The sequence below is a fragment of the Streptomyces sp. TRM70350 genome (genome assembly GCF_019219825.1).
Lineage (GTDB): Bacteria > Actinomycetota > Actinomycetes > Streptomycetales > Streptomycetaceae > Streptomyces.
The window spans coordinates 37,134-58,408 of the sequence record NZ_JAHUXH010000009.1; the positions used below are offsets into that span (position 1 = coordinate 37,134).

Sequence of the window (21,275 nt, forward strand, 5' to 3'; positions counted from 1 at the left end):
GGGAGAGAGGGGTGGGGGAGGAGACGTACTGTTCCTGGGGCTACTTCAGGCCGGTGACGGCGACCCCGCGGACCAGGTATTTCTGGCCCGCCAGGAAGAAGCCGAAGATCGGGCCGAGGGAGAGCACCGACATCGCGAACATCGGCCCCCAGGCGGACTGGCCCGACGAGTCGAGGAAGGTGCGCAGGGCCACCGGCACGGTGTGCATCTCCGGATCGGTCAGGAAGATCAGCTGGCTGAGGAAGTCGTTCCAGGTCCAGATGAAGGTGAAGATGGCGGTGGTGGCCAACGCCGGCAGCGACAGCGGAATGATGATCCGGCTGAAGATGCGCCAGTGGCCGGCCCCGTCGATCCGCGCCGCCTCGTCCAGGTCGCGCGGCAGCGTCCGGATGAACTGCACCATCAGGAAGACGAAGAAGGCGTCGGTGGCGAGGAACTTCGGGACGATCAGCGGGTAGAACGTGTTGATCCAGTCCAACTGCTTGAAGAGGATGTACTGCGGCACGATCACCACCTGCAGGGGCAGCATGATGGAGCCCAGCATGAGCGCGAACCACAGGCGCTTCAGCGGAAACTCCATGCGCGCGAAGGCGTACGCGGCCAGGGAACAGGCCGTCAGGTTCCCCAGTACGGAACCGCCCGTGATGATCAGCGAGTTGAGCAGGTAGTGACTGAAGGGGTTCGTCAGCGCGTTCCAGCCGTCGACGAAGTTCTGTGCGGTGATGCTGGTGGGTATCAGCCCCTGCTCGCGGAAGATGAGCCCCTCCGGCTTCAGGGAGCTGGAGATCATCCACAGCAGCGGATAGAGCATCACCAGGCCGAAGAGGATCAGGCCGAGGTGGATCAGGAGTTTCTTCCCCCGCACCGCGAGCAGGGCTCTGGCCAGCATCGTGTCGTTCAGGCCGGCCCGGGCGGCGTCGTCGTCGGTCTTCAGCTCATTTGTCACCGTAGAACACCCAATACTTCGACGTCAGGAAGTTCACCGCGGTCAGGCAGGCGATGATGACCACCAGGAACCAGGCCATCGCCGAGGCGTAGCCCATCTCGAAGGAGTTGAAGCCCTTGGTGTACACGTACATCGTGTAGAAGAGCGTCGAGTCCGAGGGGCTTCCGTTTCCGCCGCTGACCACGAACGCCTGGGTGAAGGACTGGAAGGCGCCGATCAGCTGCAGAATCAGGTTGAAGAAGATGACGGGGGTCAGCAGCGGCACCGTGATGTGGAAGAACTGCCGCACCTTGCCGGCCCCGTCCATGCTGGCGGCCTCGTAGTAGCTGGCCGGGATCTGCCGCAGACCGGCCAGGAAGATCACCATGGGTGAGCCGAAGGTCCACACGTTCAGCACGATGAGCGTCCCCAGCGCGGTGGACGGATCGCCGATCCAGCTGCGCCCGTCGACGCCGAACAGGCTGAGGAAGTGGTTGAAGAGGCCGTCGTCCCCGAAGACCTTCCGCCACAGAATGGCGATGGCCACGCTGCTGCCGAGCAGTGAGGGCAGGTAGTACACCGAGCGGTAGATGGCCAGTCCCCGCACGCCCCGGTCCAGCACCAGTGCCAGCAGCAGCGCGAAGGCCAGCTGCAGGGGCACCGAGACGAAGACGTAGATCGTGGTGTTCTCCAACGCCTTCAGGAACCGAGGGTCGTCGAACATCCGGGTGTAGTTGTCCAGGCCGACCCAGTTCGAGCCTCCGATGAGGCTGTAGTCGGTGAACGACAGGTACAGCGAGGCCAGCAGCGGCCCCGCGCTGATGAAGAGCAGCCCGGCGAACCATGGCGCCAGGAAAAGGTACGCGGTGAGCGCCTCCTTGCGCCGTCGCCGCTTACGCGCCCGGCCGGCCTCCCGCGCACTCGCGGAGCGCCGGTCGTCGGGTGGCACCGCGTCCGCGAGCGGACGCACCTGAGTGCCGGTCATGCAAAGCCTCCTGACATCGTGCGGCCCGCCTGCCCGCACCACCTGCGGTGAGCAGCCCGCAGCTGGGACGGGCGGCTCGATTGCATGTCATATATGACGTATGAAGTACGTCGTATGACGTGGCAACGTAGGGTCCTGCGAGGGAGTCGTCAATGCTGCGTGCAGGATTTGTCGCCGTCGCCGCGCACTTGGGAATTCCGGGGGAAATGGGTCTGCCCCGCCTCTTGACACCTCTGGGGTGCGCTCGTACGCTCGGTCGCTGTCATTTCATACGTGATATATGACATGCAATGTATTGGGAGTTGATCCTCCGGCCCCGGCAACGACGACCTGCGACACTGGTTCGCCGCGACGACGCTCGGCAACGGTCTGCCACTCTTGGACGAGGCGGCAATGATCCAGCGTTTCCGCAGGTCGGAGGGTTTTGATATGTGCGGACGGTATGCAGCGAGTCGTAGGCCCGAGGATCTCGCAGGAATCTTTGAGATCGAGAAGTGGGATCCGGAGGAGACCCTGGAGCCCGACTACAACGTGGCTCCCACCAAGGAGGTCCACGCCGTCCTGGACCGCCCTCTGAAAGACGTGGCCGACCCGCGCCCGGTCCGGCAGCTGCGCAAGCTCAGGTGGGGGCTCGTCCCGTCCTGGGCCAAGACGCCGGAGGGCGCCGCCCGGATGATCAACGCGCGCGCCGAGACCGTCCACGAGAAGCCCGCCTTCCGTCGCGCCTTCGCCGCCCGGCGCTGCATCCTGCCCGCCGACGGCTACTACGAGTGGGTCACCGGCAAGCAGGAGCGGGACCTGGAGGTCGAGGGCAAGAAGAAGCGGCCGCGCAAGCAGCCGTACTTCGTGCTGCCCGCCGACGGGTCCGTCTTCGCGATGGCGGGGCTGTACGAGTTCTGGCGGGACCGGACGCTGCCCGACGACCACCCGCAGGCCTGGTGGGTCACCTGCTCGGTGATCACCACCGAGGCCGAGAGCAGCCCGCTGGCCGTGGCCCCCGCCGAGGGCCCGCACACGCTCGCCGACATCCACCCCCGGATGCCGCTGATGCTCACCCCCGACCGCTGGGACGCCTGGCTCGACCCGTCCCGCACCGACCCCGAGGACCTGCGTGAGCTGCTCGCTGCGCCCCCGCCCGGCCTGATGCGCGCCTACCCGGTGACGACGGCCGTCTCCAACGTCCGCAACAACGGCCCGGAGCTGCTGAAGGAGCTGGAGGGGCCGGTGGAGGGCACACTCTTCTGATGTGACTTCCCACGTGACCGACGTGACCACCGAGACAGTCGAAACCGACGCGGGCACCGCCCGTATCACCTGGCACAAGGCGCACAAGGCCCGCCTCGTCCTCGCCGTCGGCCACGGCGCCGGCGGCGGCATCGAGGCCCGTGACCTCAAGGCGCTCGCGGACGTGCTGCCCCGGCACGGCGTGACCGTCGCCCGGGTGGAGCAGCCCTGGCGGGTCGCCGGGAGGAAGGTGGCACCGGCGCCGAAGACCCTGGACGCCGGCTGGCGCGGCATCTGGCCCGCGCTGACCACGCCGGGGCGCCCCGTGATCTCCGGCGGGCGCAGCGCGGGTGCCCGGGTGGCCTGCCGCACGGCGACGGAGCTCGGCGCGGCGGCCGTGCTCGCCCTCAGCTTTCCGCTGCACCCGCCGGGCAGGCCGGAGAGGTCCCGCGCCGGGGAACTGCTCGGCGCGGGGGTGCCCACCCTTGTCGTACAAGGGGGAAACGACCCGTTCGGGAAGCCGGAGGAGTTCCCGGACGGGGCGTACGAGCTGGTCGAGGTGCCGTACGGCGATCACGGCTTCGCCGTGCCGAAACGGGCGCAGATCAGCCAGGAACAGGCCGTCGGCATGATCACGGACGCGGTGGTCAAGTGGACGGGGTCACTGAAGTAAAGATTCGGGAATGCCCCGGTCACGACCACTGTTGAGGCGGACAGAAGTGCTGATGACCAGCACCGACGTCGTAGGAGAGGAAGTCCGCCGCATGGGTTCGACCTTCTGCCCGAGCCGCCGCAGCCGTACTGACCTGGACTGGACGGTGCTGCACGCGGCCAGGACCGCCCCCATTCGAGCGGCGGCGGGTGCGGATCGTCGTCTATCCTCCGATTCTGGTGGGACCGGGTTCGGTCCTGCCCAGATTCCTGAGGAGGTGGGTCCGGTCACCGGTAACGACGCAGGGACCGACAACGGCCAGGCGGAGCTGCCCGAGGGCCAGGGCAACAGCGCGGAGACGACCGCGGAGCGCAGTGCGCGCTTCGAACGGGACGCGCTCGAATTCCTCGACCAGATGTACTCGGCCGCGCTGCGCATGACACGCAACCCGGCCGATGCCGAGGATCTGGTGCAGGAGACCTACGCCAAGGCGTACGCGTCCTTCCACCAGTTCCGCGAGGGCACCAACCTCAAGGCGTGGCTGTATCGCATCCTCACCAACACCTTCATCAACTCGTACCGCAAGAAGCAGCGCGAACCCCAGCGCTCCGCGGCCGAGGAGATCGAGGACTGGCAGCTCGCCCGCGCCGAGTCGCACATGTCGACGGGCCTGCGTTCCGCCGAGTCGCAGGCGCTCGACCACCTGCCCGACTCGGACGTGAAGGCAGCGCTGCAGGCGATCCCCGAGGAGTTCCGCATCGCCGTCTATCTGGCGGACGTAGAGGGCTTTGCGTACAAGGAGATCGCGGACATCATGGGGACACCCATCGGTACGGTGATGTCCCGGCTGCACCGGGGCCGCCGTCAACTGCGCGGCATGCTCGAGGACTACGCCCGTGAGCGTGGGCTGGTCCCGGCCGGCGCCGGAGAGTCGAACGAAGCGAAAGGCTCGGGCTCATGAGCTGCGGAGAGCCGCACGAGACGGACTGCAGTGAGGTCCTCGACCATCTGTACGAGTTCCTCGACAGTGAGATGCCGGACGTCGATCGCGAGAAGTTCCAGCAGCACTTCGAGGAGTGCTCGCCGTGCCTGGAGAAGTACGGCCTGGAGCAGGCCGTGAAGAAGCTGGTCAAGCGGTGCTGCGGGCATGACGACGTGCCCACCGACCTGCGCGCCAAGGTGATGGGGCGGATCGAGCTGATCCGCTCCGGGCAGACCGTGCCCGAGCACGACGTGACGACGGCCACCGCACAGGAGTCCTGACTCCGCGTACGTCGCGCACTCCGGGTGCGAGCCGTCGTCACCCGAACGCGTTAATAGGCCGCCCGTCGGCCCGCGCCCCCTCCGTACCGCCCTAGGCTCCGGAGCCCGGACAGGCATGGGACTGGGGGAGGGCGTCATTCATGGAGGCGGTTCCGGCACGGGCACGCGCGTATGTGGCCTGTGTCGTCCTCGGCGCGCTGATGTGCCTGCTGCCGCTGCCCGCGCCGCGGACGCCCTGGTGGGCGATGACGCTGCTCGCCGTCCTGTACGCCTGCGGGGAGTGGCTCGCCCGCAGGCGGTTCCCCGGCACCTTCTACCCCGTGCTGCTCGCCGGGGTGTTCCTGCTGCCCCCGCCCGCCGCCGCGCTGGTCGCGCTGCCGGGTGCGCTGCTGTCGCCCGTCGAGCGGCGCCCCGCCTGGCTGCGGCGCCTCTGGCGGGCGGCCGAGCTGGTGGTGGCCGTGTGGGCGGCCGGGCAGGTGTTCCGGGCGCTGGGCGGGCGGGACGCCGTGGTGGCGTCCGACGTTCCGTACGCGCTCGGCCCGGCGGCGGGTGCGGTGCTGGCGTTCTGCGCGGTGCTGACCGTGCTCGACGGCGGGATTCTCGTCGTCGCCGAGCGGGTGCCGGTACGGCGGGCCTGGCGCGGTCTGCTGCTGCGGTCGCTGGCGCCGGTCGGCGTGCACGGGCTCGCCGGGTTGATGATGGCCGTACTGTGGCGCAGCCCGTACGGACCCCTGGCCGCGCTGCTCGTGCTGCTGCCGATGGGCGTGTCCTGGTGGGCGTTCGCGCAGTACCACCGGGAGCGGGGCGCCCATCAGGCGACCATCCGGGCGCTGGTGCAGGCCGTCGACATCAAGGACGAGTACACGCGCGGGCACAGCGAGCGGGTCGGGCAGGCCTCGATGATGATCGCGCGCGAGCTCGGCATGGACGACGAGCGGGTCGAGGTGCTGCGGTTCGCCGGGATCCTGCACGACGTGGGGAAGTTGGGGGTGCCCACGCGGCTGCTGCGCAAGGACGGGCCGCTGACGCCCGAGGAGCGGCGGGTGATCGAGCTGCATCCGGAGTACGGGCACGAGATGGTGCGGGGGATCTCCTTTCTCGGGGAGGCCCGGGCCGCCGTCCTGCATCATCACGAGCGGCTGGACGGGAGCGGGTATCCGTACGGGCTCGTGGGGAGCCAGATTCCCGAGTCCGCGCGGGTGGTCGCCGTCGCCGATGCGTTCGACGCCATGACGTCCACTCGGTCCTACAGCAGGGCCCGGCCCGTCGCTGCCGCGTTGGAGGAGCTGGAGCGGTGTGCGGGACGGCAGTTCGATCCGGTGATGGTGGCTGCGCTGGTGCGGGTGGTACGGCGGTCCGGGTGGGACCCCGTGGTCACCGCTGACGGCGTGCCGTCCCGTCGCGTTCACCCACCCCACTCACCCGTTTCCAGCCGGGCGGGAGCGGACCGTTGAAAGGTGGCCGGGTCCTCTTTCTGATTCACGGCTCCGCCGCCCTCCTCGTCCTCGTCTCCCTCGGCGTCACCTTCTGGACCGGCGTCGAGCAACGCGGCATCGCGCTCGCCTTCGGTGCGCTCGTCGCCCTCGGTGAACTCACCCGCTGGTACGGACCGCAGGTCAGGGAAGCCGCTCCGCTCGGGGCCGCCGGGGCCTTGTCGTACGCCCTGCTCGGGGAGGACGCCGGGCGCGCCACCACGCACGGGGTCGCCCAGGTGGTGAGCGTCGTGCTGGCCGCCTCGCTCGTCGGGTGTGTGCCGCACATCGCGCGCGGGCGTGGGCCCGTGTTCGATCATCTGGCGCGGCGGGTGCTCACCGTCGGGTTCGCCGCCGTGTGCTTTCAACCGCTGTACAAGCACGGCACGTTCGCGGACTGGAGCGGCCCCGCCTACGCGCTGCTGCTGGTCGCGCTGCTCACCCTCACCGCGCTGTGCGACGTCGTGCTCGCCGCCGCGCTGGCGCACTCCCGCACCGGGTGGCCGTTCGGGCCGCTGCTGCGGGACGAGCTGCGGGGCGTGCTCGGGGTCGGGTCGGCCGTGGGGGCGACGGGGGCCGTGATGGCGCTGGCGGTCGCGGTCGTCGGGTTGTGGGCGCTGCCCGTGTTCTGTCTGCCGCTGCTGCTCACGCAGGTGTCCCTGCGCCGGTACGCGGCCGTCCGGACGACGTACCGGCAGACCATCGCCTCCCTCGCCCGGGCCACCGAGATCGCGGGGTACACCCCGCCCGGGCACGCGCGCCGGGTCGCCGCGCTCAGCCGGGCCGTCGGGCGGGACCTGGGCCTGAGCGAGCCGGAGCTCACCGTGCTGGAGTACGCGGCGCTGATGCACGACATCGGGCAGCTGAGCCTGGTCGACCCGGTGCCGGCCGGGGCCACGGCCGGGCTGCCCGGCGCCGAGCAGCGGCGGATCGCGCTGCTGGGCGGGGCGGTCGTACGGCAGACCGGGGTGGACCCCGAGGTCGCCGTGGTGGTGGAACGGCAGGCCGATCCGTACCCTGAGCAGCCGACGGCCGCCCGGATCGTGCGGGCGGTCAACGCTTACGAGGAGAAGGTGCGCGACGCGGGCCCCGGTGGGCCGCTGCGCGCGCTGGAGGAGCTGCGGCTGGGGACCGCGGGGGACTACGCTCCCGAGGTCGTCGAGGCGCTGGCCCGGGTGCTGTCGAGGGAGGGTCTGACCCTGCCCTCGGCTGGGTAACCCATGGGTAATGAGCGCCCTTCCAGCCGCACGTGGTTGGATGCGAAGGAGAGGGTGTCCGGGGGCACAGGCCAGCCCACTCCACGGAACTGGCAGGCGGGAATCGTGAGGATCTTCGGCAAGGGACGGCACCGGCCCTCCGCCTCCTGGCGGCAGGCCACCGACCGGGCGTTCACGCTGATCGGGGACGGCCGGTACGAGGACGCGGGCGCGCTGCTCACGCGGGCCGCCGATCTGGAGCCGTGGCTGTCGGAGTCCTGGTTCAACCTCGCGCTGCTGCACAAGTTCCGGCACGACTGGGAGCAGGCCCGGGCGGCCGGTCTGCGGGCCGTCGCCCTGCTCGACCGGGAGACCGGCGCACCCGACTGGTGGAACGTCGGCATCGCCGCCACCGCCCTGCAGGACTGGCCGCTGGCCCGGCGCGCCTGGCAGGCCTACGGGCTGCACGTGCCCGGCGGTGCCACGGACTCCGGCGAGCCCGCCGGCATGGACCTGGGCAGCGCGGCCGTACGGCTGTCGCCCGAGGGTGAGGCCGAGGTCGTGTGGGGACGGCGGCTGGATCCGGCGCGGATCGAGGTGCTGTCCATCCCGCTGCCGTCGTCGGGGCGGCGCTGGGGCGAGGTCGTGCTGCACGACGGGGTGCCGCACGGCGAGCGGACCACGGCCGCCGGGCACTCGTATCCGGTGTTCGACGAGATCGAGCTGTGGGCGCCCTCGCCCGTGCCCACCTGGGTGGTGCTGCTGGAGGCGGCCACCGAGGCCGACCGGGACGCCCTGGAGCAGCTCGCCGCCGACGCCGGGTTCGCCGCGGAGGACTGGTCGTCGTCCGTGCGGCTGCTGTGCCGGTTGTGCTCGGAGTCACGGATGCCGGCCGACGAGGGCGACGGGGAGCATCTGGACCCGCACGATCACAGCGAGCCCGGGCATCCGGGGCCGCTGGGGCATCGGACCGACGGGCAGCTGTGGGTGCCGGAGCGCGAGTGCGGGGTGGCTGCGCCGGCTTCACTGGTTCGGGGGTTGCTGGACGGGTGGGTCGCGGACTCACCCGATTCGAGGGACTGGCGGGATCTGGAAGAGGTCTGCTGACCGGCCGCCGTACCCTGTATCAGCATCACACCCCAGATTTCCCAGGAAGGCGTACGTCGGTCATGGCGCAGCAGGACACCGATCAGCAGCACGCGGGCGTGCTCCCCGTGGACGACGAGGGCTTCGTCATCGACACCGAGGAGTGCGAGGAGCGCGAGGCGGCCTGGCGTGAGCGGGGCGCCTCGCGGCCGATCACCGTGGTCGGGAACCCGGTGCTGCACAAGGAGTGCAAGGACGTCACCGACTTCGGCGAGGAGTTCCAGCAGCTGGTCGCGGACATGTTCGCCAGCCAGCGCACCGCCGAGGGCGTGGGCCTGGCCGCCAACCAGATCGGCGTCGACCTGAAGGTGTTCGTCTACGACTGCCCGGACGACGAGGGCGTCCGGCACGTCGGCGTGGTCTGCAACCCCAAGCTCGTCGAACTGCCCGCCGACAAGCGCCGGTTGGACGACAGCAACGAGGGCTGTCTGTCGGTGCCGACGGCGTACATGCCGCTGGCCCGCCCGGACTACGCCGAGGTGACCGGGCAGGACGAGCGGGGCAACCCGATCAAGGTCCGCGGCACCGGTTACTTCGCTCGGTGTTTGCAGCACGAGACCGACCACCTCTACGGCTACCTCTACATCGACCGGCTCTCCAAGCGGGAACGCAAGGACGCGCTGCGGCAGATGGCCGAGAACGAGCCCCGCTACCCCGTGGTCGCGAACGACTGACACCTCACCCTTCTCCTGCGTACGGCGTCTGATCAGGTTGCTCAGCCTGACCAGGCGCCGTTCGTCTGTCCGTCGCACGTTCGATCGGATTGTGCCGCGAGTGATCCAGAACCAGTCAGGTGACGGGAGGATCTCGGCACTGTGGGGTAGTGAATGAAGCAAATCCGTTCCCAGAACGGTCAGTTGTGGTGCTGAATGGGATGTGCGGGATACGCAACGGCGCACGCCCGGCACAGCGCGAGGGGCGTGCCCAACTGGCGGCTGAGAGGGGTTTGTTCGTGCCTGCTTTCCCACACAGCACCACACCGACCGCAACGGCGGTCGCGATCCCACCCTCGCTGTCTCTTCCGGTGATCGAGACGGCGTTTCCCAGGCAATTGCACCCGTATTGGCCCAGGCTCCAGGAGAAGACCCGGACCTGGCTCCTGGAAAAACGGCTCATGCCGGCGGACAAGGTTGAGGAATATGCCGACGGCCTGTGCTACACCGATCTCATGGCGGGGTACTACATTGGCGCCCCCGACGACGTCCTGCAGGCGATAGCGGACTACAGCGCGTGGTTCTTCGTCTGGGACGACCGGCACGACCGTGACATCGTCCACCACCGCCCCGTGGCCTGGCGCCGGCTGCGGGCACGGCTGCACGAGGCGCTCGACTCCCCACAGAACCATCTGCACCACGAGGATGCGCTGGTCGCGGGGTTCGCGGACAGTGTGCTGCGGCTGTACTCGTTCCTGCCCCGCACCTGGAACGAGCGGTTCGCCCGGCACTTCCACGCGGTGATCGAGGCGTACGACCGGGAATTCCACAACCGAACCGAGGGAATCGTCCCGACGGTCGAGGAATATCTGGCGCTGCGCCGGCTCACCTTCGCGCACTGGATATGGACCGACCTGCTGGAGCCGAGCGCCGGGCAGGAGCTGCCGGACGCCGTGCGAAAGCACCCGGCCTATCGGAAGGCGGCGCTGCTGAGTCAGGAATTCGCCGCCTGGTACAACGACCTCTGTTCCCTGCCCAAGGAAATCGCGGGCGACGAGGTGCACAATCTCGGAATCAGTCTCATCACCCACGAGGGGCTGACTCTCGAAGAGGCAGTCGTCGAAGTCCGGCGGCGCGTCGAGGAATGCATCGCGGAATTCCTCGCCGCCGAACGGGAGGGCTTACGCTTCGCGGACGCCCTCGCCGACGGCACGGTACGCGGAAAGGAACTGAGCGCTGCCGTACGCGCCTGCCTCGGGAATATGCGGAACTGGTTCAGCTCCGTCTACTGGTTCCACCACGAGTCCGGCCGCTACATGGTCGACAGCTGGGACGACCGGTCCACGCCCCCGTACGTCAACAACGAAACGGCAGGTGAGAAATGACCGTCGAGTCAGTCAAGCCCGCAGCCGAGGTACGCCCGGCTGCGGAACTGCGTGAACCGCCCCTCGCGGGCGGCGGTGTCCCGCTCCTCGGCCACGGCTGGAAGCTGGTGCGCGATCCGCTGGCCTTCATGTCCAAGCTGCGCGACCACGGTGACGTGGTCCGGCTGCGGCTCGGCCCGAAGACGGTGTACGCCGTCACCACCCCGGCGCTCACCGGCGCCCTGGCGCTGAGCCCCGACTACAAGATCGACGGCCCGCTGTGGGAGTCCCTGGAGGGCCTGCTCGGCAAGGAGGGCGTGGCCACCGCCAACGGCCCCCGCCACCGGCGTCAGCGCCGCACCATCCAGCCCGCGTTCCGGCTCGACGCGATCCCCGCCTACGGGCCGATCATGGAGGAGGAGGCGCACGGACTCACCACCCGCTGGCAGCCCGGTCAGACCATCGACTGCACCTCCGAGTCCTTCCGGGTCGCCGTGCGCATCGCGGCCCGCTGCCTGCTGCGCGGCGAGTACATGGACGAGCGCGCCGAGCGGCTGTGCCTCGCCCTCGCGACCGTGTTCCGGGGCATGTACCAGCGGATGGTGATCCCGCTCGGGCCGCTGTACCGGCTGCCGCTGCCCGCCAACCGCGAATTCAACCGGGCGCTGGCCGATTTGCATCTCCTCGTCGACGAGATCGTGTCCGAACGCCGGGCATCCGGTCAAAAGCCGGACGATTTGCTGACGGCATTGCTGGCGGCGAAGGACGAGAATGGTGAGCCCATCGGGGAACAGGAGATCCACGACCAGGTGGTCGCGATACTCACCCCAGGGAGCGAAACGGTGGCCTCCACGATCATGTGGCTGCTCCAGGTGCTCGCCGAGCATCCGGAACACGCGGACCGGGTCCGGGACGAAGTTGAATCCGTGACGGGCGGCCGGCCGGTCGCATTCGCGGACGTCCGCAGGCTCACGCACACCAACAATGTCGTCGTGGAGGCGATGCGTTTGCGTCCCGCCGTATGGATACTGACCCGGCGGGCGGTCACCGACACGGAACTCGGTGGCTATCGGATTCCGGCCGGAGCGGACATCATCTACAGTCCGTACGCAATACAGCGCGATCCGCGATCGTATGCGGACAACCTGGAGTTCGACCCCGACCGGTGGCTTCCGGAACGCGTCAAGGACGTGCCGAAATATGCCATGAGTCCGTTCAGCGTGGGTAATCGGAAGTGCCCGAGCGACCACTTCTCGATGGCCCAGCTGACGCTGATCACGGCGGCGGTGGCGACGAAGTACCGCCTGGAGCAGGTGCCCGGATCGAACGACGCGACCCGGGTGGGCATCACGCTGCGTCCGCACCGGCTGCTGCTCACGCCGGTGCCCCGGTGATGGTCAGGCGGCTTCCGGGCCCCTGAACGTGCGCCGGTAGGCGTTGGGGGTGGTCCCCAGCGCCCGGACGAACTGATGGCGCAGTGCGGCCGCGTTGCCGAACCCCGTTCGACCGGCGATCGCGTCCACCGTCTCGTCCGTCGCTTCCAGCAACCGCTGGGCCAGCAGCACGCGTTGGCGCAGGATCCAGCGGTACGGAGTGGTCCCTGTCTCCTGCTGGAAGCGGCGGGCGAAGGTGCGCGGTGACATCAGGGCGCGGGCGGCGAGCTGCTCGACGGTGACCTCCTGGTCGAGGTTGCGCTCCATCCACACCAGCACCTCGGCGACCGTGTCGGCCTCGGAGCGGGGCAGCGGCCGCTCGATGTACTGCGCCTGACCGCCGTCGCGGTGCGGCGGCACCACCATCCGCCGGGCGATCCTGTTGGCGACCTCCGGCCCCTGCTCCTTGCGCACGATGTGCAGACAGGCGTCGATACCGGCGGCCGTACCGGCCGAGGTGATCACCGGGTCCTCGTCGACGTACAGCACGTCCGGCTCGACGACGGCCCGCGGATACCGCCGTTCCAGCTCGTCGGCGTGCCGCCAGTGCACGGCACACCGCCGCCCGTCCAGCAGTCCCGCGGCGCCCAGCGCGAAGACCCCGGAGCACACGCTGAGTACCCGCGCACCCCGCTCTACGCCCCGGCGCAGGGCGTCGAGCAGCTCGGGCGGAAAGGCCCGCGACTCGTAGCCCGAGCCCGCCGGTACGGCGATCAGGTCGGCGCTCTCCAGGCGCTCCAGCCCGTGCTCGACCCGCAGGGAGAAGCCGGCGCTCGACCGCAGCGCCGGCCCCTCGGCGGAGGCGACCGCGAAGTCGTACACCGGCAGCCCTTCGTCGCTCCGGTCGATGCCGAAGACCTCGCAGATCACGCCGAGTTCGAAGGGATTCACGCCGTCGACGAGGACGGCGGCCACGTTGTGCAGCATGCCTCCAGTGTGCCTCAGCGGTGGCAGTAAATCGAGGTTCCACGGCAGTCCTGCCACTGTTGGTAAGGAGCGTCAAGCGCGACAGTGGTGTCCATGAACGCGAACCAGATCGAAGCACTCATCGGAATGCTGGCCGTCGCCGGACTCTTCGTGATCATGTTCCTCCCCGCACTGATCGGCATGGCGCACGAGCGCCGCGTCGACCGGGAGATCAGGGAGGCCCAGGACCGCGCCAAGGAGAAGGAGGATCAGAAGTCCTCGTCCAGGTCGACCGTGCCCTCCACGGCCACCTGGTACGCCGAGGGACGCCGCTCGAAGAAGTTGGTCAGCTCCTGAACCCCCTGCAGCTCCATGAAGGAGAAGGGGTTCTCGGAGCCGTACACCGGGGCGAAGCCGAGGCGCGTCAGGCGCTGGTCGGCGACGCACTCCAGGTACTGCCGCATCGAGTCGGTGTTCATGCCCGGGAGGCCGTCACCGCACAGGTCGCGCGCGAACTGCAGCTCGGCCTCGACGGCCTCCCTCAGCATGTCGGTGACCTGCTGCTGGAGGTCGTCGTCGAAGAGGTCCGGCTCCTCCTTGCGGACCGTGTCGACCACGTCGAACGCGAAGCTCATGTGCATGGTCTCGTCGCGGAACACCCAGTTGGTGCCGGTCGCGAGGCCGTGCAGCAGACCCCGGCTGCGGAACCAGTAGACGTACGCGAAGGCACCGTAGAAGAACAGGCCCTCGATGCACGCGGCGAAGCAGATCAGGTTCAGCAGGAAGCGGCGGCGGTCGGCCTTGGTCTCCAGGCGCTCCAGCTTCTCCACCTCGTTGATCCACTTGAAGCAGAACTCTGCCTTCTCGCGGATCGAGGGGATGTTCTCCACGGCCGCGAAGGCGGCGGCGCGGTCCTCCGGGTCGGGGAGGTAGGTGTCCAGCAGGGTCAGGTAGAACTGGACGTGGACCGCTTCCTCGAAGAGCTGCCTGCTCAGGTACAGGCGCGCCTCGGGGGAGTTGATGTGCTTGTAGAGGGTCAGCACCAGGTTGTTCGCGACGATCGAGTCGCCGGTCGCGAAGAACGCGACCAGCCGACCGATCAGGTGCTGCTCACCGGGGCTGAGCTTGGCGAGGTCGGCGACGTCCGAGTGGAGGTCGACCTCCTCCACGGTCCAGGTGTTCTTGATGGCGTCCCGGTAGCGCTCGTAGAAGTCCGGGTAGCGCATGGGGCGCAGGGTCAGCTCGAAGCCCGGGTCGAGAAGGTTCTGGTTACGGGTGGTCATTACTGGCAGGCCTCGCAGGACTCGGGGTTTTCCAGGGAGCAGGCGACCGCGTCTTCGGGTGCCGACTGCTGTACGGGGACGGTCTTTTCAGGCTGAGCCTGGGCCTGGGCCGCGCGGGCGATGCGGGTCGCCGGGCGCGAGCGCAGGTAGTACGTCGTCTTCAGGCCCGACTTCCAGGCGTACGCGTACATCGAGGAGAGCTTGCCGATGGTCGGCGTCTCCATGAAGAGATTCAGCGACTGGGCCTGGTCGAGGAACGGGGTCCGCGCGGCCGCCATGTCGATGAGCCCGCGCTGCGGGATCTCCCACGCCGTGCGGTAGAGCCGCCGTACGTCCTCGGGGATCCAGGCGAAGTCCTGCACCGAGCCGTTCGCCTCGCGCAGCGCCTCACGGGTGCGGGCGTCCCAGACGCCGAGGGCCTTCAGCTCCTGCACCAGGTAGGAGTTGACCTGGAGGAACTCGCCGGACAGCGTCTCGCGCTTGAACAGGTTCGACACCTGCGGCTCGATGCACTCGTAGGCACCGGCGATCGAGGCGATGGTGGCGGTGGGCGCGATGGCCAGCAGCAGGGAGTTGCGCATGCCGACGGAGGCGATCCGCTCGCGCAGGGCGGCCCAGCGCTCCGGCCAGGTCAGCTCGACGTCGAAATGGTCCGGGTGCAGTACCCCGCGCGCGGTACGGGTCTTCTCCCACGCGGGCAGCGGCCCGTTGCGCTCGGCGAGGTCGGCGGACGCCTCGTACGCGGCGAGCATGATGCGCTCGGCGATCCGGGTGGACAGCGCCTTCGCCTCGGGCGAGTCGAAGGGCAGCCGCAACATGAAGAAGACGTCCTGCAGGCCCATCGCACCGAGGCCGACCGGACGCCACCGGGCGTTGGAGCGGCCCGCCTGCTCGGTCGGGTAGAAGTTGATGTCGACCACGCGGTCGAGGAAGGTGACGGCGGTGCGGACGGTGGCGTCCAGCCGCTCCCAGTCGATGCTTCCGGTCGCCGTGTCGACAAAGGCGCCCAGGTTCACCGACCCCAGGTTGCAGACGGCCGTCTCCCCGTCGCTCGTGACCTCCAGGATCTCCGTGCAGAGGTTCGAGGAGTGGATGACCTGGCCCGGCTCGGCGGTCTGGTTGGCGGTCCGGTTGGCGGCGTCCTTGAAGGTCATCCAGCCGTTGCCGGTCTGCGCGAGGGTGCGCATCATCCGGCCGTACAGCTCGCGGGCGGGAAGGGTCTTCTTCGCCAGGCCCTTCGCCTCGGCGGCACGGTACGCCGCGTCGAACTCCTCGCCCCACAGGTCGACCAGCTCGGGCACGTCCGACGGTGAGAACAGCGACCACCGCGCGTCGGCGTTCACCCGGCGCATGAACTCGTCCGGGATCCAGTGCGCGAGGTTGAGGTTGTGCGTACGGCGGGCGTCCTCGCCGGTGTTGTCCCGCAGCTCCAGGAACTCTTCGATGTCGGAGTGCCAGGTCTCCAGGTAGACCGCGGCCGCGCCCTTGCGCCGGCCGCCCTGGTTCACGGCGGCGACCGAGGCGTCGAGCGTCTTCAGGAACGGGACGATGCCGTTGGAGTGGCCGTTCGTGCCGCGGATGAGCGAGCCGCGGGAGCGGACACGGGAGTACGCGATGCCGATGCCGCCGGCGTGCTTCGACAGCCGTGCCACCTGGTGGTAGCGCTCGTAGAGGGAGTCCAGCTCGTCCTTGGGGGAGTCCAGCAGGTAGCAGGACGACATCTGGGGGTGCCGGGTGCCGGAGTTGAAGAGGGTGGGGGAGGAGGGGAGGTAGTCGAGGCGGCTCATGAGCCCGTGGAGCGCGGCGACTTCGTCCACCGACCGGCGGGTGTCGTCCTCGGCGAGGCCGGCGGCGACGCGCAGCATGAAGTGCTGCGGCGTCTCGATGACCCTGCGGGTGATCGGGTGCCGGAGCAGGTAGCGGCTGTGCAGGGTGCGCAGGCCGAAGTAGCCGAAGCGGTCGTCGGCGTCCGGGTCGATCAGGGCGTCCAGGCGGTCGGCGTGCAGGCGTACGAACTCGGCCGTACGGTCGGCGATGAGCCCTTCCCGGTGCCCCACGGCGACGGACTCGGTGAAGGACGTGACGCCCTGGGAGGCGGCCTCGGCGGCGATGGACACGGTCAGCAGACGGGCGGCCAGCCGCGAGTAGGCGGGGTCCTCGGAGATGAGACCGGCGGCGGCCTCCGTGGCCAGCTCGCGCAGCTCCGCCTCGTCGGCCCGGGCGGAGCGGCCCCGCAGCGCGGCGGCGGCGACCCGGCCCGGGTCGGCGTCGGGGAGGTCGGCGGTCAGCTCGGTCAGGGTCCGCAGCAGTGCGGTTCCGGGACCGTCGGACTCCGGGGTCGCTGAGGCCGGTTCGGCTGGCGCGATGGTCACGTGGGGCTCTCCCTCGCTCGGCACGGGGGCCTTGCGGAGGGCAGGGGGCAGCACACGAGCGCACGCGGCGTCGCGTCCACCGGCCCATTCCACGAGGCCCGGACGTCAGGGCACCCGGACCGGTCGGCCGGGCGCACTGTCGGCAGGTCCTCGGACTGACTCCTGTGCACAGACATGCACAAGTACACCATTGCGGGACAGTTCCGGATTCGCACCGGATTCCCCTGCGGCGACAGCGAGCATGAGCATACATGTTGTGCCGGGTTCGGTCGGCGCCCCCAGATGTTGTGTCGTGACGACTTCGGGGAGTGTGTAACCCCGCGCCGCCGCCAAGTGTTGCTTCTGCGGGCATCTTTTGGCGATCAAGCGCCCATTAGCTTGATCGGGTGATCTCTGTCGAACTAATGATTGCGTCTCGCGCGTTTGCACATCTTGGTGATCGTGAAGCTGGTTGTGCACGTCGGGTTGCTGCCAACGCCTGAGCAGGCCGCAGCACTTGAGGCGACTCTTGTGGCGTGCAAACCGATCGCCTTCCAGGACACGGGTGCGCAGCCGTACGACGACCGCATGCAGAAGAAGAACACCCCTTCCGCCAAGCGGCGTCTGAAGAAGCGGCGCCGTAAGGAGGCGCGGCGGGCGAAGGACGTCAACCACAAGATCGCGAAGCATGTAGTGGCCCAGCTGGGGTCGTTCATCGCGGACAAGGCCCGCCGGGCGGGGGTGCCGGTGGTTGACGTCGATCCGGCGTACACCTCGCGGGTGGGGCTGGACGCAGACGCAGCATCACTGCCAGTGATGCCCGTTGGGCACACCCGGCGGCTCAGCGCCCGGTGGTTGACAGCGTCAACTCATAGGTGATCAGCGTGATGTCGTCGAGGTGCGGGATGGGGTTCCAGTCGCGGTCGGGTGTGCGGGTGAAGCCCAGACGTTCGTAGATGCGGTGGGCTGAATGCATGGTGCGCTGGGTCGACAGGACGATGCCCGTGCAGCCGTGCGTGGCCCGTGCGCGGTCGACGCAGGCGCGTACGAGGGCCTCGCCGACGCCCCGGCCGCGGGACTCGTGGGCGACGGCGAGCATGCGGATCTCGGTCTCTCCGGGGCGCGCTATGTCGGCCATGGGGCCGCCGGACGGGACGAAGGTCACGCCGCCCAGGATCCGGTCGCTCTCGGTGGCCACCAGGACCTCGGCCGCGGCGGCTCGTTTGGCGACGTTCCTCAGTTCGCCGAGGTACTCGTCGCTCTCGCCGAAGTCGAGGAGACCGTCCTGGAGGTAGGCCTGGGCGGTGATCTCGCCGAGGGTGCGGTACTCGTCGGGCTCCGCCTGCCGGATCACGATGTCCATGCAGGTGAGTGTGCCCGACACGGACGACAAACGGGCCGCCGGATTTCTCCGACGGCCCGCCGACGCGAGGTACTCAGTGAGACGTGCCCGCAGTCGCCGGAGGCAGTTCCACCTGTACGCCCGGGTCGCCCGCGTCCGCCGTGTAGTCCTCCGGGCTCGTCTCATCCGTACCCTCGGGGGCCTTCGCCGCCCTCAGGACGAAGGTGAGGACCACCGTCACCACCAGGTTGAGGACGAACGCCGTGAGGCCGATGTAGCCGATCTCACCGATGCCGGGGATCTCCGCCGAGGAGCCGCCGAAGTGCTTCTGGGTCGGGGAGGCGACGCCGTACGCCGCGACGGTGCCGTAGATCATGCCGACCGCCCAGCCCGCCAGCAGGGCCCAGCGGTGGAACCAACGGGTGAACAGGCCGCCGACCAGGGCGGGCATGGTCTGGAGGATCCAGATGCCGCCGAGCAGCTGGAAGTTGATCGCGACCGTCTTGTCCATGCCCAGGACGAAGACCAGCGCGCCCACCTTCACCAGCAGGGACACCAGCTTGGAGACCTTGGTCTCCTGCTCCGGCGTGGCGTCCGGCTTGATGAAGTCCTTGTAGATGTTGCGGGTGAAGAGGTTCGCCGCCGCAATCGACATGATGGCCGCCGGGACCAGCGCGCCGATGCCGATCGCCGCGAACGCGACGCCCGCGAACCAGTCCGGGAACATGTTCTCGAACAGCTGCGGGATGGCCAGCTGGCCGTTCTGCACCTTGACACCGGCCGCGATCGCCATGAAACCGAGCAGGCCCAGCATGCCCAGCATCAGCGAGTACAGCGGCAGGATCGTGGAGTTGCGGCGGATCACGTCCCGGCTGCGGCTGGACAGCACGGCCGTCACGCTGTGCGGGTACATGAACAGCGCGAGCGCCGAGCCCAGCGCCAGCGTGGCGTACGTCCACTGCGAGGCCGCGTTCGGCACCAACCCGCCCGCACCGGCGGCCGAGTACTTCTCGCTCGCCGCGCTGAAGATGTCGTCGAAGCCGCCCAGCTTGATCGGGATGTAGATGATGGCGACGGCGATGACGATGTAGATCAGCGTGTCCTTCACGAACGCGATCAGGGCGGGCGCCCGCAGGCCCGACGAGTACGTGTACGCGGCGAGCACGCCGAAGGCGATGAGCAGCGGCAGGTCCTTGATGAACCAGTTGGTGTCCTCACCGCCGCCGATGCCCATCACGTCCAGCACGGCCTGGATGCCGACCAGTTGGAGGGCGATGTACGGCATCGTGGCGAGGATGCCGGTGACCGCCACCGCGAGGGAGAGACCCTTCGAGCCGAAGCGGCCGCGGACGAAGTCCGAGGTGGTGACGTACCCGTGCTTGTGGGACACCGACCACAGACGCGGCAGGAAGATGAACATCAGCGGGTAGATGAGGATCGTGTACGGCACCGCGAAGAAGCCGGCCGCGCCCGCCGCGTAGATCGCCGCCGGTACGGCGACGAAGGTGTACGCCGTGTAGAGGTCGCCGCCGAGCAGGAACCAGGTGATCCAGGTGCCGAACGACCGGCCGCCCAGGCCCCATTCGTCGAGACTGTGCTCGTTCTCGGCCTTCCGCCAGCGCGCGGCGAGGAAGCCCATCACCGTGACGGCGACGAAGAAGAGGATGAAGACGGCGAGCGCGACGCCGTTCACGCCGTCCTTCATGCTCCCGCACCCCCCTGCGCCTTGCGGGCGCGCTGGTCACGCTGCCACAGCCGGTACGCGATCATGGTGAGCGCGGTGGAGATCACGACCCAGGCCATCTGGTACCAGTAGAAGAACGGGATGCCGATGAACGTCGGCTCCATCTTCGCGTACGAGCCCACCCAGAGCATGGCCACGAAGGGCGCTATCAGGCAGAGGGCGACGACGACGCGCAGGGGCGTCACCACCTGCCCTCTGTTCACATCCGGGGCATCTGACATCTGACGGCTCCGTCCCCTCGCTGATCACCTGGTGTAATGCGCAGGCAATCTAGGTCACGGTGTCCCGCCACCGGAAGCCCTTGTTCACATACCGGTACCTCAGCAGCGGCAGAAATCCCTGCCCGGGGTCCCTTTCCTGCCGGTCTGTCCGCGTTCGCTCCGTCTCCTCCTGCGCGACACCCCCAGCCGGGGTCCGGCACCCCCGGCTGCTACGCCTCGGGCCTCTTCAGCCGCGCCACGAACTTGTACCGGTCCCCCCGGTACACCGAGCGCACCCACTCCACCGGCTTGCCGTCGCGGTCCAGGGAGTGCCGGGACAGCATCAGCATCGGCAGGCCGACGTCGGTGCCGAGGAGTCCCGCCTCCCTGGGGGTGGCCAGCGAGGTCTCGATGGTCTCCTCGGCCTCCGCGAGATGGACGTCGTACACCTCGGCGAGGGCGGTGTAGAGGGACGTGTACTTGACGAGGCTGCGGCGCAGGGCCGGGAAGCGCTTGGCGCTCAGGTGGGTGGTCTCGATGGCCATCGGCTCGCCGTTGGCCATGCGCAGCCGCTCGATGCGCAGGACGCGGCCGCCGGGGGTGATGTCGAGCAGCTCGGCGAGCCGGTCGTCGGCGGTGATGTAGCCGATGTCCAGCAGCTGCGAGGTGGGTTCCAGGCCCTGGGCGCGCATGTCCTCGGTGTACGAGGTGAGTTGCAGCGCCTGCGAGACCTTCGGCTTGGCGACGAACGTGCCCTTGCCCTGGATCCGCTCCAGCCGCCCCTCGACCACCAGTTCCTGCAGGGCCTGGCGCACGGTCGTGCGCGAGGTGTCGAACTCCGCAGCCAGCGTGCGCTCGGGCGGGACCGGTGTGCCGGGCGGCAGGGTCTCCGTCATGCCGAGCAGATGCTTCTTCAGGCGGTAGTACTTGGGTACGCGCGCGGTACGGACGGCCGTCCCGTTCTCGTTCTCCGCACTGCTGACCTCAGTGCTCATGCTCCGCCTTCCCGGGCTGCGTATGCGGCTCACATCGTGGCACGGCAGCGTACCGGCATGTCCTGTGTACGCTGCGTGATCCCTTCTGTATACCGTCGCCTTCTGTTTTGGTCTAGTCCACGGCTTGAGTGGTCTAGCGGC

Annotated in this window: 20 protein-coding genes, 1 pseudogene and 1 riboswitch; of the genes and pseudogenes, 12 read left to right on the top strand and 9 right to left on the bottom strand. The window is 69.0% G+C overall.

All coding sequences use genetic code 11. The annotated features are described in order from the left end of the window. Positions 1–40: 40 nt before the first annotated feature. Positions 41–946: a carbohydrate ABC transporter permease gene (locus tag KWI83_RS16410; protein WP_308122070.1), complete on the bottom strand. Its 906-nt coding sequence runs from the start codon at positions 944–946 to the stop codon at positions 41–43. Next, positions 936–1,910 carry a carbohydrate ABC transporter permease gene (locus KWI83_RS16415; protein WP_218515102.1) on the bottom strand — a complete coding sequence of 325 codons (975 nt, stop codon included), beginning with the start codon at positions 1,908–1,910 and terminating at the stop codon, positions 936–938. The genes KWI83_RS16410 and KWI83_RS16415 overlap by 11 nt, the downstream gene beginning before the upstream one ends. Before the next feature lie 429 nt (positions 1,911–2,339). Between KWI83_RS16415 and KWI83_RS16420 the strand changes: the two genes are divergently transcribed. The 10 genes from KWI83_RS16420 (at position 2,340) to KWI83_RS16465 (ending at position 12,274) form a co-directional block, all read left to right on the top strand. Beyond that, positions 2,340–3,155, top strand: coding sequence for an SOS response-associated peptidase (locus tag KWI83_RS16420; protein ID WP_218515103.1), 816 nt, complete (start codon positions 2,340–2,342; stop codon positions 3,153–3,155). A gap of 22 nt (positions 3,156–3,177) precedes the next feature. Beyond that, positions 3,178–3,807, top strand: coding sequence for an alpha/beta family hydrolase (locus KWI83_RS16425; RefSeq protein ID WP_218515104.1), 630 nt, complete (start codon positions 3,178–3,180; stop codon positions 3,805–3,807). A 256-nt stretch (positions 3,808–4,063) separates the two neighbouring features. Further along, positions 4,064–4,747, top strand: coding sequence for an RNA polymerase sigma factor SigR (gene sigR / locus KWI83_RS16430; protein WP_218515275.1), 684 nt, complete (start codon positions 4,064–4,066; stop codon positions 4,745–4,747). Next, a complete protein-coding gene (gene rsrA, locus KWI83_RS16435; protein WP_218515105.1) occupies positions 4,744–5,049 on the top strand; it encodes a mycothiol system anti-sigma-R factor in 306 nt (101 codons plus the stop codon). Before sigR ends, rsrA begins: the two co-directional genes overlap by 4 nt. 140 nt (positions 5,050–5,189) lie before the next feature. Continuing rightward, positions 5,190–6,503: an HD-GYP domain-containing protein gene (locus KWI83_RS16440; protein ID WP_218515106.1), complete on the top strand. Its 1,314-nt coding sequence runs from the start codon at positions 5,190–5,192 to the stop codon at positions 6,501–6,503. Next, positions 6,500–7,738, top strand: a complete 1,239-nt coding sequence (locus tag KWI83_RS16445; protein ID WP_218515107.1) for an HD-GYP domain-containing protein — start codon at positions 6,500–6,502, stop codon at positions 7,736–7,738. The genes KWI83_RS16440 and KWI83_RS16445 overlap by 4 nt, the downstream gene beginning before the upstream one ends. Positions 7,739–7,843: 105 nt before the next feature. Then, positions 7,844–8,824 (top strand): hypothetical protein, encoded by a 981-nt coding sequence (locus KWI83_RS16450; RefSeq protein WP_218515108.1) that lies wholly within the window; start codon positions 7,844–7,846, stop codon positions 8,822–8,824. 62 nt (positions 8,825–8,886) lie between these two features. Next, entirely contained in the window at positions 8,887–9,537 is a 651-nt protein-coding gene (gene def, locus KWI83_RS16455) for a peptide deformylase (RefSeq protein ID WP_218515109.1), read from the top strand. 278 nt (positions 9,538–9,815) lie between these two features. Continuing rightward, the gene (cyc1, locus tag KWI83_RS16460) at positions 9,816–10,901 is read left to right on the top strand and encodes an epi-isozizaene synthase (protein WP_218515276.1); all 1,086 of its coding nucleotides are present in this window, start codon (positions 9,816–9,818) and stop codon (positions 10,899–10,901) included. Next, a complete protein-coding gene (locus tag KWI83_RS16465) occupies positions 10,898–12,274 on the top strand; it encodes a cytochrome P450 (RefSeq protein ID WP_218515110.1) in 1,377 nt (458 codons plus the stop codon). The genes cyc1 and KWI83_RS16465 overlap by 4 nt, the downstream gene beginning before the upstream one ends. Before the next feature lie 3 nt (positions 12,275–12,277). On the opposite strand, the gene KWI83_RS16470 is transcribed toward KWI83_RS16465, so the two are convergent. Further along, positions 12,278–13,240, bottom strand: coding sequence for a GlxA family transcriptional regulator (locus KWI83_RS16470; RefSeq protein ID WP_218515111.1), 963 nt, complete (start codon positions 13,238–13,240; stop codon positions 12,278–12,280). Between the two features lie 93 nt (positions 13,241–13,333). Between KWI83_RS16470 and KWI83_RS16475 the strand changes: the two genes are divergently transcribed. Continuing rightward, positions 13,334–13,576 carry a hypothetical protein gene (locus KWI83_RS16475; RefSeq protein ID WP_218515112.1) on the top strand — a complete coding sequence of 81 codons (243 nt, stop codon included), beginning with the start codon at positions 13,334–13,336 and terminating at the stop codon, positions 13,574–13,576. On the opposite strand, the gene KWI83_RS16480 is transcribed toward KWI83_RS16475, so the two are convergent. Continuing rightward, positions 13,489–14,502: a ribonucleotide-diphosphate reductase subunit beta gene (locus KWI83_RS16480; RefSeq protein WP_218515113.1), complete on the bottom strand. Its 1,014-nt coding sequence runs from the start codon at positions 14,500–14,502 to the stop codon at positions 13,489–13,491. The genes KWI83_RS16475 and KWI83_RS16480 overlap by 88 nt on opposite strands. Continuing rightward, positions 14,502–16,874, bottom strand: coding sequence for a ribonucleoside-diphosphate reductase subunit alpha (locus KWI83_RS16485; protein ID WP_218515114.1), 2,373 nt, complete (start codon positions 16,872–16,874; stop codon positions 14,502–14,504). The genes KWI83_RS16480 and KWI83_RS16485 overlap by 1 nt, the downstream gene beginning before the upstream one ends. 145 nt (positions 16,875–17,019) lie before the next feature. Further along, positions 17,020–17,098: riboswitch (cobalamin riboswitch) on the bottom strand. Positions 17,099–17,438: 340 nt separating this feature from the next. Here KWI83_RS16485 and KWI83_RS16490 point away from each other — a divergent pair. After that, a pseudogene (locus KWI83_RS16490) lies at positions 17,439–17,633 on the top strand (IS200/IS605 family accessory protein TnpB-related protein); the annotation flags it as partial. Between the two features lie 61 nt (positions 17,634–17,694). Here KWI83_RS16490 and KWI83_RS16495 read toward each other — a convergent pair. The 4 genes from KWI83_RS16495 to KWI83_RS16510 all read right to left on the bottom strand — a co-directional run bounded on the left by KWI83_RS16495 (position 17,695) and on the right by KWI83_RS16510 (position 21,134). Further along, positions 17,695–18,216: a GNAT family N-acetyltransferase gene (locus KWI83_RS16495; protein ID WP_218515115.1), complete on the bottom strand. Its 522-nt coding sequence runs from the start codon at positions 18,214–18,216 to the stop codon at positions 17,695–17,697. 73 nt (positions 18,217–18,289) lie between these two features. Further along, on the bottom strand, positions 18,290–19,900 hold the full coding sequence (gene mctP / locus KWI83_RS16500; RefSeq protein ID WP_218515116.1) for a monocarboxylate uptake permease MctP: 1,611 nt from the start codon (positions 19,898–19,900) through the stop codon (positions 18,290–18,292). Beyond that, entirely contained in the window at positions 19,897–20,160 is a 264-nt protein-coding gene (locus KWI83_RS16505; RefSeq protein WP_218515117.1) for a DUF3311 domain-containing protein, read from the bottom strand. The genes mctP and KWI83_RS16505 overlap by 4 nt, the downstream gene beginning before the upstream one ends. Before the next feature lie 209 nt (positions 20,161–20,369). After that, complete coding sequence (locus KWI83_RS16510) at positions 20,370–21,134, bottom strand: GntR family transcriptional regulator (protein WP_218515118.1); 765 nt, start codon at positions 21,132–21,134, stop codon at positions 20,370–20,372. Positions 21,135–21,275 lie beyond the last annotated feature (141 nt).

Coding starts and splice junctions, on each gene's coding strand:
- KWI83_RS16415 (WP_218515102.1), bottom strand. CDS start 1,910: ATGACCGGCACTCAGGTGCGTCCGCTCGCGGACGCGGTGCCACCCGAC.
- KWI83_RS16420 (WP_218515103.1), top strand. CDS start 2,340: ATGTGCGGACGGTATGCAGCGAGTCGTAGGCCCGAGGATCTCGCAGGA.
- rsrA (WP_218515105.1), top strand. CDS start 4,744: ATGAGCTGCGGAGAGCCGCACGAGACGGACTGCAGTGAGGTCCTCGAC.
- KWI83_RS16440 (WP_218515106.1), top strand. CDS start 5,190: ATGGAGGCGGTTCCGGCACGGGCACGCGCGTATGTGGCCTGTGTCGTC.
- def (WP_218515109.1), top strand. CDS start 8,887: ATGGCGCAGCAGGACACCGATCAGCAGCACGCGGGCGTGCTCCCCGTG.
- KWI83_RS16465 (WP_218515110.1), top strand. CDS start 10,898: ATGACCGTCGAGTCAGTCAAGCCCGCAGCCGAGGTACGCCCGGCTGCG.
- KWI83_RS16470 (WP_218515111.1), bottom strand. CDS start 13,240: ATGCTGCACAACGTGGCCGCCGTCCTCGTCGACGGCGTGAATCCCTTC.
- KWI83_RS16475 (WP_218515112.1), top strand. CDS start 13,334: ATGAACGCGAACCAGATCGAAGCACTCATCGGAATGCTGGCCGTCGCC.
- KWI83_RS16480 (WP_218515113.1), bottom strand. CDS start 14,502: ATGACCACCCGTAACCAGAACCTTCTCGACCCGGGCTTCGAGCTGACC.
- KWI83_RS16495 (WP_218515115.1), bottom strand. CDS start 18,216: ATGGACATCGTGATCCGGCAGGCGGAGCCCGACGAGTACCGCACCCTC.
- mctP (WP_218515116.1), bottom strand. CDS start 19,900: ATGAAGGACGGCGTGAACGGCGTCGCGCTCGCCGTCTTCATCCTCTTC.
- KWI83_RS16505 (WP_218515117.1), bottom strand. CDS start 20,160: ATGTCAGATGCCCCGGATGTGAACAGAGGGCAGGTGGTGACGCCCCTG.
- KWI83_RS16510 (WP_218515118.1), bottom strand. CDS start 21,134: ATGAGCACTGAGGTCAGCAGTGCGGAGAACGAGAACGGGACGGCCGTC.